Source organism: Salinarchaeum sp. Harcht-Bsk1, from assembly GCF_000403645.1.
Taxonomy (GTDB): domain Archaea; phylum Halobacteriota; class Halobacteria; order Halobacteriales; family Salinarchaeaceae; genus Salinarchaeum.
Genome location: NC_021313.1, coordinates 2,930,761 through 2,946,634, shown reverse-complemented (window position 1 = coordinate 2,946,634; position 15,874 = coordinate 2,930,761). Strand labels below are relative to the sequence as shown.

Annotated in this window: 11 protein-coding genes and 1 tRNA gene; all 12 read right to left on the bottom strand. The window is 64.4% G+C overall.

What is annotated here, in order from left to right:
- The 12 genes from L593_RS13600 to L593_RS13545 all read right to left on the bottom strand — a co-directional run bounded on the left by L593_RS13600 (position 1) and on the right by L593_RS13545 (position 15,873).
- Positions 1-477 (bottom strand): hypothetical protein, encoded by a 477-nt coding sequence (locus L593_RS13600; protein ID WP_020447551.1) that lies wholly within the window; start codon positions 475-477, stop codon positions 1-3.
- 1 nt (position 478) lies between these two features.
- Positions 479-2,533: a type II secretion system F family protein gene (locus L593_RS13595; protein WP_020447550.1), complete on the bottom strand. Its 2,055-nt coding sequence runs from the start codon at positions 2,531-2,533 to the stop codon at positions 479-481.
- Positions 2,530-6,672: an ATPase, T2SS/T4P/T4SS family gene (locus tag L593_RS16535; protein ID WP_020447549.1), complete on the bottom strand. Its 4,143-nt coding sequence runs from the start codon at positions 6,670-6,672 to the stop codon at positions 2,530-2,532. The genes L593_RS13595 and L593_RS16535 overlap by 4 nt, the downstream gene beginning before the upstream one ends.
- Before the next feature lie 643 nt (positions 6,673-7,315).
- Positions 7,316-7,388 (bottom strand) — tRNA-Arg (locus L593_RS13585).
- Between the two features lie 18 nt (positions 7,389-7,406).
- Positions 7,407-7,688 (bottom strand): twin-arginine translocase TatA/TatE family subunit, encoded by a 282-nt coding sequence (locus L593_RS13580; protein WP_020447548.1) that lies wholly within the window; start codon positions 7,686-7,688, stop codon positions 7,407-7,409.
- Between the two features lie 66 nt (positions 7,689-7,754).
- A complete protein-coding gene (locus L593_RS13575) occupies positions 7,755-8,012 on the bottom strand; it encodes a hypothetical protein (RefSeq protein WP_020447547.1) in 258 nt (85 codons plus the stop codon).
- A gap of 77 nt (positions 8,013-8,089) precedes the next feature.
- Complete coding sequence (locus tag L593_RS13570) at positions 8,090-8,725, bottom strand: metalloprotease (RefSeq protein WP_020447546.1); 636 nt, start codon at positions 8,723-8,725, stop codon at positions 8,090-8,092.
- Entirely contained in the window at positions 8,722-10,464 is a 1,743-nt protein-coding gene (locus tag L593_RS13565; RefSeq protein ID WP_020447545.1) for a TraB/GumN family protein, read from the bottom strand. The genes L593_RS13570 and L593_RS13565 overlap by 4 nt, the downstream gene beginning before the upstream one ends.
- Before the next feature lie 65 nt (positions 10,465-10,529).
- Positions 10,530-11,165: a GNAT family N-acetyltransferase gene (locus tag L593_RS13560; RefSeq protein ID WP_020447544.1), complete on the bottom strand. Its 636-nt coding sequence runs from the start codon at positions 11,163-11,165 to the stop codon at positions 10,530-10,532.
- Positions 11,166-11,255: 90 nt separating this feature from the next.
- Complete coding sequence (locus L593_RS13555) at positions 11,256-11,684, bottom strand: NusA-like transcription termination signal-binding factor (protein ID WP_020447543.1); 429 nt, start codon at positions 11,682-11,684, stop codon at positions 11,256-11,258.
- Between the two features lie 72 nt (positions 11,685-11,756).
- Positions 11,757-12,956, bottom strand: coding sequence for a DNA-directed RNA polymerase subunit A'' (rpoA2, locus tag L593_RS13550; RefSeq protein WP_020447542.1), 1,200 nt, complete (start codon positions 12,954-12,956; stop codon positions 11,757-11,759).
- Positions 12,949-15,873: a DNA-directed RNA polymerase subunit A' gene (locus L593_RS13545; protein WP_020447541.1), complete on the bottom strand. Its 2,925-nt coding sequence runs from the start codon at positions 15,871-15,873 to the stop codon at positions 12,949-12,951. Before L593_RS13545 ends, rpoA2 begins: the two co-directional genes overlap by 8 nt.
- Between the last annotated feature and the right edge of the window lies 1 nt (position 15,874).

Below are 15,874 nucleotides of genomic sequence, written 5' to 3'. Positions count from 1 at the left end.
TTACCACACCCGCACGGTCATTCGACAGGCTGGATCGCACGTCCCCGGCTCGTTCGTCCGCACGATACGGGTTGCAGCAGCCGTCGCACGACCTTCACGGTGCATCGCGCCACCCGACCAGACCAGATCGTCGCTCGCGACGTTACGGACGGTGACGTTGATTCGCGCCGTGAACGGCAAGCCCGTACGATTTCGGAGTGCGTCGACGTCTGCTCCGTTGAAATAGGTCGTCGTCCGGGACGCGTGCAACTCGTTCGGACGATCCTCGACGGAGAGGTTCCCGACGATCAGCGATGCGGCGCGGTCGGCCTGTGCCGACTCGCTTGCGCCGACACCGACGTCGTACGGCGAGACGACCTGCGGGACGAACGCGAAGACGAAGGCGACGGCGAGCAGGAACAGGCCGATACCGACGGCGAAGTCCTGGGCCGTCTGGCCGCGATCCCGTCCGCCGCGAGAGGTGAGATCCTGGTTCATATTATCCGACGAACATCCAGACGCCGAGTGCGATCGTCAACAGGACGACCACGTACTTCACGCCGCTGAGGATGTCGGCGTCGCGCATGTAGCCGCTGATGAACCCCGAGAGGATCGCCTGCATCGTGACGGCGTGGAAGAACAACAGCGAGAGTTCGTTGGGGTTGACCGCCCCGAGGTTGAATCCAGCACCGGCGGTGGAGGCGGACTCCTCCTCCGATCCCGAGGTCAGTTCGGCCATCGTCTCCAGGAACTGGGTCTGGAGAATCGCCATCACGGCGAGCAACGTCAGGAAGGTCATCATGATGATGACGACCTGCATGCGCGTCCGTGACTTCCGCTCCCGGTCGATGTCGTCCTGATTCTCACTCGCCGTCGCGGCAGTCCGAAGGACGTCGGTGATCTGGCTCGAGGCTTCCTGGGCCTTGCTGATGAGCTTGACCGTCCGGGACAGCCGAGGAATGTGGTACTTGTTGTTGAACTCGACGAGCGCCTCCCGGAGGCTCATTCCGTAGTTGACCTTCGCGTGCATGGTCCTGAACTCGGTCGCGAGTTTCCCGGAAGTCGTGTCTGCGACCGTGTAGAACGACTCCAGCAGCGTCAGCCCAGTGTCGTTCGCGCTCGAGAGCTTCCGGAGGTTGTCCGAGAGGTTGTTCGTCACGCCGTACCGGGAACGGGTGTTCCACTCGTAGAAGATGGTGAGCGGGACCAGAACGATGTACGCCGGGAGGTAGATGTACAGGAAGGTCCCCCAGATCGGTGATTCGATCATGCCACCGGCGCCCTTCCAGGCCGTCGGTGCCGATCCGGTCCCGACGGCGACCCCGACGATCACGAGCGCGAGCGGCACGGTGATCGCCAGCGTGTACAGCGGATTGTCCCTGAAGAACACGTGGGGCCGCTTGATGATCTGCGTCGCCTCGTAGCTCCCCTCGCGGTTCTTGATGCGATCGAAGACGCTGTACTCTCCGGTAAAGCTCTCGACGATCCCGAGGTTGAGCAAGCCGCTTTGCTGCTGGACCCGCAACCGATCGCTCCCGCCGCTTGGCATCAGGTACCCGTCACCGACCTCGTCCTGCTTGACCGTCGAAACGAGGACGAGGAAGCCAAGTCCCGTCATCGGAACGAGCGCGTAGACGGTCGCGTAGATCATCATCGCCTGGGCCTCGCCGATCATCATCATGATGACGAGAATGATGATCAACAACAGTGGGAACAGCGAGAGCGTCATGTACATCTCGCCGAACAGCTCCAGGGTCTCGAGGGTCATCTCCTGTTGCTGCTTGGCGGTGCGCATGTGCTTGTCCTTCTTGTCGTCGAGGAACGCCTCCATGTTCCCACCGCTGGAGACGATCGAGAGCATGTCGGTCAGGAACTGGGCGAGTTCGTCGCTCGGCGTCGTCAGCGCCTGGTTCCGTATTGCAGTCCGGTAGTCTGTGTCGAAGTACTGCGTCTCCTGGACGATGGACTTGAACTCGCGGGAGACTTCCCCGTAGGTGTCGTCGGCTTCCGCCATCGCCTGGAGGATCTCGAGCTGGTTCAGGCCTCCAACCGACAGGGCGTACATGAACGAAACGGCGTCGGGCAGGAGCATGTTGATCTCCCGTTTCCGAGTCGACGCACGCGAGTAGGGAACGGCCACGAGCACCCCGAAGCCCATCGCGAATCCGACCGATCCGAACATCAGACCGGTGACGAGTACGAGCAACGGAACCCGCAGCATCTTCAAGACGTCCGCGACGCCAGGCGAGACGTTCTGGACGATCACGGCAGAGCCCAGATCGATCACGCCCGTCGCGAAGAGCACGTATCCCAGGACCGTTCCGACGATCCACAGCGAGACGCCCGTGATCGCACCGATAGCCAGCGCCCTGGAGAGGTAGAGCTCCACGGTGTCGGGCATACGAGCCTGCGCGAGTTTCGTCTCCAGGTCGGACACGAACTCGCTGTCCTCCGAGAACAGCCACTCGTAGAGGGGATAGAACGCGTCACCTAGCGAGTCGGCTCCCGAAACCGTCGTCCCCTGTCCTGATTCACCGAGGGTATCCAGGCTCATTCGTCCTCGTCTTCGTCGGCGTCGTCTTCGGCACTACCGAACGGCCCCTGATCACTGGAGGGATCACTGCCGAACGGGCCACCATCGGACGATTCGCCGTCGGTATCGCTCCCGTCGGCGTCGTCGGCTTCGGACTCGTCGTCCGGAGGGTCCGCGAACGGTCCGCCCGATCCACCTCCGAACGGATCGTCGCCGTCGTCATCGGAGAAGGGTCCGGTGTCGTCCTCTGCAGCACTGCCGAACGGACCGGGAGCGTCGGCTTCCTCGTCGGGTTCCGAGTCCGAATCGTCGAGGACCCGATCGAACGGATCGTCGGGTTCCTCGTCGACGCCTGCAACTGCCGGTTCGTCGTCCGACTCGCCGCCAGTCTCGAACGCATCGGCGTCAGTGTCGCCGTCGGGGTCGTCGGCTTCGGACTCGTCGGACGCCTGGGACGCGGCGTCACCCGCCGAGTCCGTGGCATCTGTTTCAGTATCTGGTTCACGTTCTGCCTTGGCTTGCGATTCGGAAGCGTCGCTGCTGGCCCGAGTGGACGTTTCGGTGTTATCGGCCTCGGCGTCGTCACCGGGTGCGTCACTGTCGTCCACCGACGACGAGACGGCACTCGAGGCTTCACTCGGTTGGGTCGACGTCGCCGGCGAATCGGACCGATTCGACTCGTCCGGGGACTGGGAACGATTCGATTCGGCCGGAGTCTCGGACTCGGTCGACTCGGCCGCGTTCGATTCTGAAGACGTTGCTGTCGTTTCGGCAGCTGCTGTAGCAGCCGCATCGCTTGGCTTCGACGAATCCGAATCCTCGTCGGGAGTCGCGTCGGCCTCGGCAGCCGGCTCCGAATCCGAGTCCGCGTCGTCACCGTCGCCATCGACGGCTTCCATTGTGGTCTCGTCGTCGTGTTCGACGTCTGGTCGATCGCCCGAGACTGCGTCCGTTTCGTCTTCGTCGCCGGGTTCGACGGCCTCCCCGGCATCTAACTCAGGAGGCTGCGGAGCTTCGTCGTCGTCCCCGGACTCCGGCTTCGAAGCTTCGTCGTCGGGCAACGCTGCTGGCTCGGCGCCGTCGCCAGCGTCGGTCGCACCGTCCGCCGCTTCGGAGCTATCCGCTAGCGCCGAGGGGCCGACCGTCTCACCGTCCTGGTCCTCGAGTTCGGGGTCGGAGTCGGCCGCGGGTGTCGCGTCGGCGGCGTCGGATTCGCCCGATTGCTCGTCGTCCGGCGAGTCCCCACCTTCGAGCGCTTCCCTCGCGTCGGCCCAGATGTCCTCCGTCGTTTCCTCGCCGTCGCCACCCAGCCAGTCGGGCCCACCGGAGAAGGGATCGCTGGAGTCCCCGGCGTCGTCGCCAGCCGCGGCGGCTGCTTCGGGCTCCGCGGCATCGGCACCTGCTTCCGCCTCGTCGTCACCGTCGAACGGTGCGGAGTCGCCCCCGAAGCTAAACTCACTCTCGAAGCCGTCTGCGACTTCGCCCTCGAAGCTGATCTCCTCCTCGTCGACGTCGGTCTCGACGCCGGGTTCGGGCTCGGAGACGCCTTCGAGGGCGCTCTCGAGGCCTTCGACGGACTTGCCACGGTACTCGTCGAAGAGCGATTCGTCGGCTTCCTCGACGATGCTCATCGCGAGATTGTACCCCTCGTCGTCGGGGTCCGGACGGGGCACCAGTTCTTCTTTCGCTGGATCGACGTCGATCAGGACGCTCTCCATCTCGCGGAGGTCCTCGAGGCTGTCTTCGAGTTGCCCGTTCGCGATCAGCGTCAGGATCGTGTCAGGATCGTTGATGAACGCCTGGATCGTCGCGGCAACCTCGCGGTACTGGTTGAGACCGTTCTTGATGAGGTACGCGAGGATGATCTCCCGTTTGAACAGTTCCTGCTGGAGGCGTTCGTCGTTCCACCCACGGTCGAACTTGATCTCCTCGAGGGTGTTCGAGTCGCCGAGTTTGAGGAACTCGTCGGTCTCCGCCTGCCACTGGTAGACGTCCTGAACGTTGATCTCGTCGTTCTCTGCGTCGTAGTGATTGACTTCGGTGAGCGTCTTGTTCCGACGAACCTTGTGCCCGTGCACGCGCGTTTGAGTCTGAATCGAGACGAGGTCCAGCGCGGTGAACATCGTCTTCGAGACGTTGATCGGCTCCGTGGTGAACCGCTTGAGGACCTCGCCGACGGAGTCGGCGTGGAAGGTCGTGTAGGTCGTGTGCCCGGTGGACATGACCTGGAAGAGCGTTCGTCCCTCCTCACCACGAATCTCACCCATGACGATGTAGTCCGGTCGCTGACGCAGTGCGGCCTCCAGCAGGTCGAACTCGTCGACGTCGCCCTGGGCGTCGTCGGAGAACGACGGTCGGGTGACGCTCGCGATCCAGTTACGCTGGGGCAGTTCGACCTCGCGGGTGTCCTCGATGGAGACGATCTTCGTGTTCGACGGGATGAACAGCGAGACCGCGTTCAGGCTCGTCGTCTTCCCGGACGCCGTACCGCCGGCGAAGATCAGGCTCTTGTGGTTCTCGATACAGAGCCAGAGGAACGCCATCTCCTCCAGGGAGAACGTGTTCCAGTTGATCAGGTCGATCGGCGTGAACGGGACGTCCTTGAACTGTCGGATGGTGTAGTTCGTCCCGTGGTCGGAGACTTCGCGGCCGAGCGTAAGCTGGGCACGTGAACCGTCCGGGAGCGTGGCGTCGACCTGTGGGCGTCGCTTCGAGATGCCCTTCCCGGATCGCTGCGCGAGTTTGACGACGAAGTCGTCGAGTTCGGCCTGTCCGTGGTAGATGTTCGAGATGATCTGCTCGTAGTCCGTGTGGTAGACGAAGACAGGTGAGTTGTACCCGTCACACGAGATGTCCTCGACGTTGATGTCGTGCTTGATGGGGTCGATCCGCTCGTACCCGATGAAGTCCCGCTTGAGCAGGTAGAGGAGCTTCTGGATCTGGTACTCGGTGAGCGTCTCGGCGTCGTCGGCGAGCACTGCTGGCTCTGGTCGCGCTTCGATGCCGGCGAGCTGGTCGGGGACCGACTCGTCCTCGTCCGCTTCCGGGGAGCTCCCATCGTCGTCGCCGAACATCGCCTTGATCTCGTCGAGGAAGCCCCCGGAGCCCCCGTCCGAGCCAGAGCCGGTTGCGGTCTCGACGGAGCCATCGAAGAGATCGTACCGATCGAGCAGTCGCTTGGTCTCGCGTTCGATGACGGCTCGGCGTTCGGCCTCGGTGCTGTCGGCACCAGCGGCGACGTCCTCATCGGCGTACTTGATCGCGGTTCGAAGCTTTCCGATCAGGAACTCGCGCAGGTCCTCTTCGATCTCGTTGAGGTTGGGCTCGACGGCGTAGTACTTCTTCTCGTTTTCCTTCCGGGAGTGAAAGAGGATGACGAAGGCGTAGGGCTTGTTGACCCAGTACCGATCCTCCTCGACGAAGTGGGTCTTCTTCTCCATCGGAACGGCCTTCTCGAGGTCGTACCGATTGGTGACGGTCGTATTGCCGTGTTCGTCGGAGAAGAACTCGTCCTCGTCGACGTCGTCCTCGACGTCGACCGTCCGTCGCTCGACCACCTCGTCGAGTTCGCGGGCGATAGAGCCAGCCTGGGCGAGCACGCCCTCGGTCTCCTCGGCGTCGAATGAGAGATAGTCCGTCGAGTCGAACGGCTCGACCTCGCCGTCGGAATCACGGGGGCGGGAGCCGTCGGTATCGTAGTAGTAGAGCCGCTTGAAGTGCTCCCACATCCAGACGTCCTTGACGACCGGGGTGGAATCGGGATCTGCGAACTCCTCGAACTCGGCGTCGAGCCACTTCGCACTGGCACCGGCCTCCTCGGTGATGCGCTGCTCGAGGTCGTCGGGGTGAAATCCGAGGTAGTCGGCCGGGTCGAAGGAAACGTCATCCCAGTCGGAACCGGATGGCGTTCGGCGCTGCACGTCGTCGCCGCTGGAGAGTCCCACGTCGGCCGCCGCGCCGGCCTGTGGACGGCCGCGGGGGTAGAGGTCGCTTACCTGGTCTTCGAGGCCGTGATCGTCCAGGAAATCAGCCCACGTGTACCGACCGACGGCGACGGGATCCGGCGAAGCATCACCAGCGCCTGTCTCGCTCGTGGATTCCGAATCGTCGGACTCCCCGATCTGTCCGGATTCGGCACTATCAGCCTCGTCAATAGCCATTGCTCACAGGGTTCTGCTGGCCAAGCAAAAAAGCTTTTGTTAATAGTAATTAATTGATAATTCTACACCGAGCTACGACCATCGCGGTAAGCCGGTACAAACCCGGCCACTGTTGGTGAATTTTCGGCTCGTCTCGCGAACGAGCGGCCAGTTTATTGTAGTTTGATGTATAATAATATTATATTACGAACTCTGTGACCGAACCGCCTTTATGATGGCCAAAATGGCTGCGTGTCAGCCTCTACCAGCCACTCGTACCCGAGTTACTTCGTTGCTTTGGCTACGGCGATCCGTTCTGGAACGCAGCACCCGGAAAGGGTGCCGGTGCTACTGTCTCACCGCTGGAACACAGAGTGAGTCGACCACTGCAACGGTACGGAGCATTTTGTGCATCCTGAACAGGACCTTGTATTTCCCTATCGCTCCCGATTCCAGCGGGCCAGTTCGCGCTTCTGGCGCTCACGGGCGCGGCGGGACTGAGCAAAATACGGAGTACTTTGCGAAGGTCGACGCGGCCGTTTGGCTGCGTGAAACGAAGCCACACGGGCGCGGCGGGATTCGAACCACGTCCAGAAATGCTCGCTACGCTGTGCGCTTCTGTTCTACTTCGATCCCTGGTGCCAATTCGCGCCCATGGCGCTCACGGGCGCGGCGGGATTCGAACCCGCGATCCAGGAGTTAGGAACCCCTTGCCCTGTCCACTAGGCCACGCGCCCCGAAGAAAGTCGACTGCGTTATTCCGACGAGCCGCTCTCCTCGGTGCTCGTCCCGCTGGACTCCGTCTCGGTCGTCGACTCGCCCTCGGCGTCGATCTCCGTCAGGTCCGTTTCGCCGTTGCGAATGTCCTCGAGCTCCTGCTCCGCCTTCGTCTTGCCTTTTTCGAACTCACCGATCGCCTGACCGGTCGAGCGTGCGAGTTTGGGAATCTTGTTCGCGCCGAACAGCAGGATCGCGATGAGCAGGATGACCACGAGCTCCGGACCCATCGGAATCCCGAACAGGGGTGTGACTACCATGTCTATCCCAGCGTAGCCGAGGATCAATTATAGGCCTTTTGCTCGGTTCGACCGGGATCACCGCCGTCAGGCGGGCGATTCGTGCGTGAGTACGAGTACCTGTTCGTCGGTCCGGGCGATACAGATCGGACCGGAGGGTGCACTCGCGAACGTGACCTCGGGCTCTTCGCTGACGAACAGCCGATCGAACTGTCGATCGCAGGCTGGACACGCCAGTTCTTCGCGGTTCGAGAGCGTCATCGACGCGTCGTCCTGTCGAAGGAGCTTCAACGACGAACGGTACTCGTGGACGTCGAACCTGGGATCGATGTCCAAGGTGGCCATGGGCGTTTCTCGACGCGACGGGTCGTAGGCTTGCCGGCCAGGGCGGCCATCCCCGCGACGGGAACACGCTCGGCCGATCAAATCGGGAAGCCGATCGTGAGGAACACGCCGGCGACGAGCGCGATGCTTCCCCCGAAGGCGAGTGCGAACACGCCGGGATGCCACCTGTAGACGGTCCGGCCGTCGAGCGGACCGAAGGGGATGAGATTGAACGCCCCAAGAAACGCGTTCACGAACACGCCGAACGCGCCGACCGAGTAGACGATCCCGTCGAACAGCAGAAGCGGCGCGAAGGCGCCGACCAGCGCGACGTTCGAAGCCGGCCCCGCGAGCGCGATGATACCGTTCTCGCGGTCGGTGATTCGACCGACGTGGTGGACGGCACCCGGTGCGGCGAAGATGAACCCCGCCAACGCACCGACGATCGCAACCCCGAGCATACTGTAGTCGGCGCGGAACTCCGCTAGCTGTCCAAACCTGATCGCGGTCACCTTGTGCGCGAGTTCGTGGAGCATGAACGCGACGCCGACGGAGAAGATGCAGACGACGAACAGGCGGGCTGCCCACGTTGGATGCGCCGCGAGTACCGGGGGCCGGCCGATGAAGATCGTGAATGCGATCGAGAGCGCGAGCCAGGCTGCCGCGAGGTCTCGAAGCTCCCGACGTGAGAACCGGATCGTCGCGTCCTGGCGGCGATCGTATCTACTACTCATCGTACGAGGTCGATCAGGAGGTCGAGGCCGTTCTCGACGCCCTGCAGGAGGAGTTCGCCAACCTCACCGACGCCGCCCACCCCCTCGAAGAAGAAGGGGAGGACGACGAACGGGAAGAGAATGGACGCGAGGAAGCTCCCGACGTTGGTCATCGCGACGACGGCGATCAGCCGGAACAGCGGGACGTCGAGCATGTCGCCGAGCACGTCTCCCAGCGGGCGCTCGTTGTCGTCGAGCAGTTCGTTGAGTCGTCCAATGTCCGCGACGTTGACCGGCCGGTGGCGGAGTTCGACGTAGCCTGCGAACCACCCGGGAGCGAGGAGCGGATTGATGCTCGTCAACCAGGCGACGCCGCCCCCGACGGCAGCGGAATCGAGTCGAGCACCTGCAACGCGAGCGCAAACGAACGCGAACGTGCCGTTGAACAGGAACCAGGCGCCGAACAGCTTGAGCAGGAAGACGTTCTGCGCGCCGCCGAGTGCCAGCAGCCCGAAGAACGCGACGAACCCGACGAGCACGAGGTAGCCAAACGCCTTGCCCCAGGAGAACCGCCCGGAATCCTCGGTTCCAGTGATCGACTCCATCGTCGGAAGCGTCTCCGGCGCTGCGAGATAGGACTCGATCCCCTCGCGGTGACCCGCACCGACGATCGCAACGACGTCGTAGCCCTGCCCGCGAAGGCCGACGAGCTGGTGGGCGATGTAGGCGTCGCGTTCGTCGATCAGCGCTTCGGCACCACCGGGAGAGAACTGCCGGAACTCCTCCATCATCGCCGTCACGACGTCGGCGTCGGTGAGCGACTCGATGTCGAACTCCTCCAGCTGGTCCTCGGCGGAGCCGCTCGGGCCGAAGACGGCGCCGAGTCCCATCCCGAGAATCCCACTGACCGCACCGCCGGAGAGCGCGCCGACGAGTCCACGGAGCACGGTTCCGCCGATCGGGACGAAATCCGGCGTGCCGACGATCGGGAGCGAGGCACCGGTACCCGCGAGGGCGCCACCGATTGCGACCCCGCCGAGCAGGCCACCGAGCGAGCGCTCGATTGGCCCGAGATAGCCGACCCCCGGGAGCGAGAACGGTGGGACGACACCCACACCGACGACGAGACCGACCAGCCCGCCGAGGACGACGCCGCCGACGATCCCAGCGGCGAGCGTGCCCCCGAGGCCGAGCGTGAACGCACCGCCGAGTCCGAGCGCCGGCGCGAGCGCGAGGCCGCCGATAAGCCCGAATATGACGCCGAACGCGACGCCCATCGAGAGGCCGATCATCGGCCCGTCGGCGGCGCCGATCGCGAGCCCGCCGACGAGGCCGAACTTCTCGCGAATCGACAGCCGCGCCCAGAACCGCTGGACGGTCTCCTGGATGTCTCGATCGACGAGTGCGAGGCCGAGGCCGTGCTCCTCCGCGACGTCGATCCCGGCGCGCATGTCCGCGCCGGGCTCGATGTCGAAGCGATCGCCCAGCCGGTTCTGCACGTAGGAGAGCATCCAGTACGCGAGGAACTGGAAGACGGTGTTGCCCGAGAGGAGGTCCGCCGGTTCGAGGTCGTCCGGCGCCTCGTCCTGCATCATCTGGCGGTAGCGCGCCTCGTCGAGTTCCACCGCGACGACGTCCGGGTCGTGTTCCTCCACCTCGTCCCGAACGCGTTCGGCGCTCTCCTCAGAGACGTGGGCCGTGCCGACGACCGTGACCTCGCCGGGACCGTCCGACACCGCGTCGCCCGCGGCCTCTTTCATTGCAGCGTCCTATTCAGGCACGGCTCTTACCACCTTCGACACGGGGATCGGGGCCCGTCGGCGGACTACGTCTCGCGATCGAACGTCACGGTCGGTGGCTCGCCGCGGTTCGCCTCGAACTCCTCCGCGGCGATCGTGTACCGATGGGCGTCGACTGCACCGCCCGTCTCGAGGTTCGCGGGCTCGAAGTTCCGGAGCAATCCCTCGTGCCGTCCGCCGAACCGGTCGACGTACTTCTCGATCGCACGCCGAGACTTCTCGTTTCCCGCCTGGTGCGTGACCGAGACCATCTCGAGGTCGACGTGGTCGAAGGCAACCGCGAGGAGTCCACCGGCGCGCTCGCCGGAGTACCCACGGCCCCAGAACGGCTTCCGGAGCCAGAGTCCGATCGTACCGAGTTGCTTGTCCCAATCGACGTGGAGGGCAGTCGATCCGGCGATCTCGCCAGCGCCGTCCTCATCCTTCCCAGGCCGGATCACGTATCCGGCGGAGTCACACTCCTCCCATTGCTCGGCCTGGTGCTCCAGAAACTCGGCGGTCTCCTTGGGCGTGTCGTGTGGATCCCACGGCATGTACTCAGTGACGTCTTCGATGCCATCGTCCTCGGCGCAGATCTCGTACAGCCGGTGGACGTCGACCTCGTGCATCGGCTCCATGACGAGCCGATCCGTCTCGATGCGCTCAGGGAAGAGATTGGTCATAGCGAACCGTGAGAACGAGCCAATCCTAACAGTTTGGGGAGTGTGTGAGGGCGTGACAGAACGCGTGCAGGGACACGGAAGCCGCGAAGATCAGGCCAACTCCACGTCGGCGAGATCGAAGTGCCGTCGTGCCATCGTCCGCGCCGCCTCGATGTTCCGGCCGTCCTCCCCGATCGCGACGCCGACGTCTGCCTCCGCGACCTCTGCGTACGCGACGATGTCGTCGTTCTCGCTGATCGTGACGTTGAGCACTGCCGCCGGCGCCAGGGCGTTCGCAACGAAGTCCGTCTTCGTGTCCGCGTCCTCGACGAGTTTGACGTCGCGGCCGAGCTCCTCCTCGACCGCCCGAACGTTCTGGCCACCGGGACCGATCGCCTGGGCCATGTCGGTTGCCGGCACGAGGATGATCGCGCGATCGAACTCGTCGTCGATCACGCAGTCGACGCCGGAGACGTCGGTGACGTCTTCGAACAACGCGAGCGTGCGGCGAGCCTCGTCCGTAAGCGTTCGCGTGGGCATTCGCTACGCTGGCCTCCTGGTGGATTCGGAGCCGATAGTCGAGCGCATGAAGATGAAAGTAAACCGCCGTCGTCAGTCCGCGGAGCCGTCGGCGACGAACGATCCCATCCGGAGGTCGACGTCGCCGGTGCCGAGCTTGATCGGCTTGCCGACGATTACGTTCTCCGTGACGCCGTCGAGGTCGTCGACCTCGCCGTGGATCGCCGAGGACAGCAGGTGGTTGACCGTGACCTCGAACGCCGCGCGGGCGAGGACGGAGTCCTTCGAGCCGGAGATGCCGTGGCGGCCGATGGACTCGATCTCGCCGTTGTTGCACATGATGTCGGAGACGAGCATGAGGTGCCGGACGTTCACGTCGTCGAGCCCCTGCTCCTCGAGCGTCTCCATCGTCTCGTTGATGATGGACTCGCGGGCGGCCTCGACGCCGAGGTTACGGTAGACCTCGTGGATGTCGTTCGTGGAGCAGCGGGAGGCGTCCACGCCCTCGATGTCGAGGACGGTACCGAAGTCCGATCCCTCGGTGTAGAGCACGAACTCCTCGCCGGTGTCGGTGTCCTCCTTGCGGACGACGACGCGGTTGATCCCCTCGATTCCCTTGAACGTGATCTCGCGGAGCTCCTCCACGAGCTGGAGGAGATCGCGGTAAGACGGCTCCTCGGGGCCGAACTGGATCGATGTCCCCTGCTGGATCGCCTCGACGCCGAGAGAGGATTCGATCGTTCCGGCGATCTCGGCGGCGACCTCCGTCGCGTCGTCCTCGGTCGGCCACCGCTCGAGGAGCGTCTCCTCGTTGAGGTCGACGAGGACCTGCATGTCCGCGACGTTCGTGGAGACGTCACCGAGCGCGAGGATCTTCGTCGCCTCGATCTGCCAGACGACCTCGTGGGCCTTCTCGCGGCTCGTGGCGTACTCCTCCTCGAGGAACACTGTCATCATCGGCGTGTCGGGCTCCTTCCGGGCGTCCACAAGCTCGATGAGCCGGGGGAGGCCCTGCGTCACGTCGATCTCCGCGACGCCCGCGTAGTGGAACGTGTTCATCGTCATCTGCGTTCCCGGCTCGCCGATCGACTGGGCCGAGACGGTGCCGACGGGATCGAGTGGATCGACGCGGGAGTCGACGTACTCCGCTTCGACGGCCTGCGTGATCTCTTCGACCTGTTCGGTGGAGTCGACGTCCCGGTCCTCGATCGCCTGGTACACCCGTTCCTTCAGACGGAGCGGGAGTTCCGATCCCTCCACGATGTCCTCGTGTGCGCTGGTGATCTCAGTCATCGGATTCCACCCGCCAGGATTCGCCGTGCTCGGAGAGATTCGTCGCCGGAGTCTCCTCCCCGAGGAACTCGCGCTTCTCGCCCTCGCCGAACTCTTCGTCGAGGATCGCGTCGGCGATGCCCTCGACGTCGACGTCGTGCTCTTCGGAGGAGGACACCTCGACGGGCGAGGTGCCGTCCTCGCCGAACTCGAACTGGACGATGGTGTCGGAGGTGTCCCGCACCGTGCCGTCGTACTGCGTCTCGAGCTCGGAGAGCGCGTTGATCAGTCGCCGCTGCAGGTAGCCGGACTTCGACGTCCGGACTGCGGTGTCGACCAGCCCCTCTCGGCCACCCATGGCGTGGAAGAAGAACTCCCGTGGCTCGAGGCCGTCGGTGTAGGAGTGCTCCACGAAGCCGTGGGCGTCGGCGGAGAGGTCGTCTGCGTCGTAGTGGCTGAGGGTGCGTCCCTCGTACCCACGGTTGATGCGCTCGCCGCGAACTGCCTGCTGGCCGACGCAGCCGGCCATCTGGGTGAGGTTCAGCATCGATCCGCGAGCCCCGGACTCGGCCATGACGACCGCCGGGTTCTCGTCGTCGAAGTTCTCCTCGGCGATGTCACCGGCGTTGTCGCGTGCCTTGCCGAGCGTCTGCATGATGCGCATCTCGAGCGTCTCGTCGACCGTCCGGCCTGGCAGCGATTCGAGCTCCCCCGCCCGGTAGGTCTCGATCAGCTCGTCGACTCGGTCGTATGCGTCCGTGATCGTTTCGTCGATGCGTTCCTGGGCCTCGGTCGAGATCGTTTCGTCGTCGATCCCAATCGAGAACCCGAAGTGCATGATCGTCCGCATCGCGAGCGCGGCGACCTCGTTGACGAACTGGCGGGCTCGCGTCTTCGAGTACTCCTTGGCGATCGTGTCGACGACCTCGCCGCCGAACGCGCCGGCGGCGTCCTCGTCGATCGTTCCCTCGAGCAGTTCGCCGTCCTCGACGACGACCGTGTCGCCGGCCGAGGACGTGAACTCGAGGTCCAGCCCAGCGGGGAGCAGCTCCGAGAAGAGCGTGTGTCCCGACCAGTACGGCTCGCCGTCCTCGTCCTCGCCGTCTGCCTCGGGGAGCTCGTCGATCGACGTCTGTCGGAGGAGGTCGAGCGCCTGCGTCTCGTTGAAGCCGGGGTTCTGGTTCGTCAGGAGGTAGAGCCCCGAGATGTGGTCCTGGATCGCGCCGATGATGTTCTCACCGAAGCGCGGGGAGAGGATCTGCTCCTGGACGCGCATCAGGACGCGGGCCTCCGCACGCGCCTCCTCGTTCTGAAGGGCGTGCATGTTCATCTCGTCGCCGTCGAAGTCCGCGTTGTACGGCGGGCAGACGACGGTGTTCAGTCGGAACGTCTTGTACGGCATGACCACGACCTCGTGGGCCATGATCGACATCCGGTGCAGCGACGGCTGCCGGTTGAAGATCACGATGTCGCCGTCGACGAGGTGGCGGTTGACCTCCCAGCCGGGCTCGACCTTCTCGGCGAGCTCCTCGCAGTTCTTCTCCGTGACCTTGAGGCGGCGGCCGTCGGGTCGGCGCACGTAGTTCGCGCCGGGGTGTGCCTCGGGCCCGTTGGAGACGTAGCGGCGGGCCTTCGGGAGGTTCCGCTCGTTGACGTTCATCGTCTGGGTCATCTCCGTCGCGACCCGATCCGGCACCCCGACCTCGTTCAGCGAGAGGGTCGGGTCCGGCGAGATGACGGTACGCGACGAGAAGTTGACGCGCTTCCCGGAGAGGGACCCACGGAAGCGACCCTCCTTGCCCTTGAGACGCTGGGAGAGCGTCTTCAGTGGGCGGCCCGAACGGTGTCGGGCCGGCGGCGTTCCGGAGATCTCGTTGTCCATGAACGTCGTGACGTGGTACTGGAGCAGCTCCCAGAGGTCCTCGATGATCAGCTGGGGCGCACCGGCCTCGCGGTTCTCCATGAACCGCTGGTTGATCCGGATGATGTCGACCAGCTTGTGGGTGAGGTCGTCCTCGGAGCGCTGGCCATTGTCCAGCGTGATCGACGGTCGCGCGGTGACCGGCGGCACCGGGAGGACGGTGAGAATCATCCACTCCGGCCGGGACTTCTCCGCGGAGATGCCGATGGTCTCGATGTCCTCGTCCGGAATGGCTTCGAACCAGTCCCGAATGTCCGAGGGCATCAGCTTGTTCGTGTCCTCCTCGGTGAGGTCGGCGTCGAGGGCCTTCTCGAGGGCCTTGCGGTCCTCCTCGCGCGGGCGGTGCTCGCCCGACATGATCGACTGGATCCGGTCGAGCGGGATGTCGGTCTCCTCGGCGAGTTCCGGCGGCGCCACGCCCTCGGAGACCACCTCGCCGTCGTCGTCCTTCTCGGGCTGCATCGCGACCGCGATGCGTTCGGAGTAGTCCGAGGCCAGCACGTCCTGGACCTCGTAGTACGTGGTCGGCTTCTCGTGCTGGATGTCGTACTGGATCTCGCCACAGTGCGGACAGCGATCCTTCTTTCGAGCCTGCCGGATCGCGGCCTTCGTGACGTCGTCGACGTCCTTCTGGAGTTCCTTGACGCGAACGATCTGGTCGCGGAACTCCTGTTGCTCGTCCTCTGTGAGACACAGGCGGGAACACTCCCGGCAGGTGCCGCGGAGGAGGCGCCGAATGAGCTTCGTGAAGCCGACGTGGATGACCGGCGCTGCGAGCTCGATGTGGCCGAAGTGGCCGTTACAGGAACCGGAGCGCTTGCCGCAGGTCTTGCACTCCAGTCCGGGGTCGATCACGCCGAGACGCGGGTCCATGAGCCCCATGTCGATGGGGAACCCGTCGTCGTCGTAGGTGTCGGCCGTGATGACCTTCGTGGCGCTCATCTCCCGGTACTCCTCGGGGTTCATCAGGCCGAAGCTGAGCGAGCCGATGGCCTTGGGTGTCGTCTCTCGGACCATG

Excerpts from the sequence above, each read along its gene's own strand:
- L593_RS13570 (WP_020447546.1), bottom strand. The coding sequence starts at position 8,725 with ATGAGTAGTAGATACGATCGCCGCCAGGACGCGACGATCCGGTTCTCA.
- L593_RS13555 (WP_020447543.1), bottom strand. The coding sequence starts at position 11,684 with ATGCCCACGCGAACGCTTACGGACGAGGCTCGCCGCACGCTCGCGTTG.
- L593_RS13575 (WP_020447547.1), bottom strand. The coding sequence starts at position 8,012 with ATGGCCACCTTGGACATCGATCCCAGGTTCGACGTCCACGAGTACCGT.
- L593_RS13595 (WP_020447550.1), bottom strand. The coding sequence starts at position 2,533 with ATGAGCCTGGATACCCTCGGTGAATCAGGACAGGGGACGACGGTTTCG.
- L593_RS16535 (WP_020447549.1), bottom strand. The coding sequence starts at position 6,672 with ATGGCTATTGACGAGGCTGATAGTGCCGAATCCGGACAGATCGGGGAG.
- L593_RS13600 (WP_020447551.1), bottom strand. The coding sequence starts at position 477 with ATGAACCAGGATCTCACCTCTCGCGGCGGACGGGATCGCGGCCAGACG.
- L593_RS13560 (WP_020447544.1), bottom strand. The coding sequence starts at position 11,165 with ATGACCAATCTCTTCCCTGAGCGCATCGAGACGGATCGGCTCGTCATG.
- L593_RS13580 (WP_020447548.1), bottom strand. The coding sequence starts at position 7,688 with ATGGTAGTCACACCCCTGTTCGGGATTCCGATGGGTCCGGAGCTCGTG.
- L593_RS13565 (WP_020447545.1), bottom strand. The coding sequence starts at position 10,464 with ATGAAAGAGGCCGCGGGCGACGCGGTGTCGGACGGTCCCGGCGAGGTC.
- L593_RS13545 (WP_020447541.1), bottom strand. The coding sequence starts at position 15,873 with ATGGTCCGAGAGACGACACCCAAGGCCATCGGCTCGCTCAGCTTCGGC.
- rpoA2 (WP_020447542.1), bottom strand. The coding sequence starts at position 12,956 with ATGACTGAGATCACCAGCGCACACGAGGACATCGTGGAGGGATCGGAA.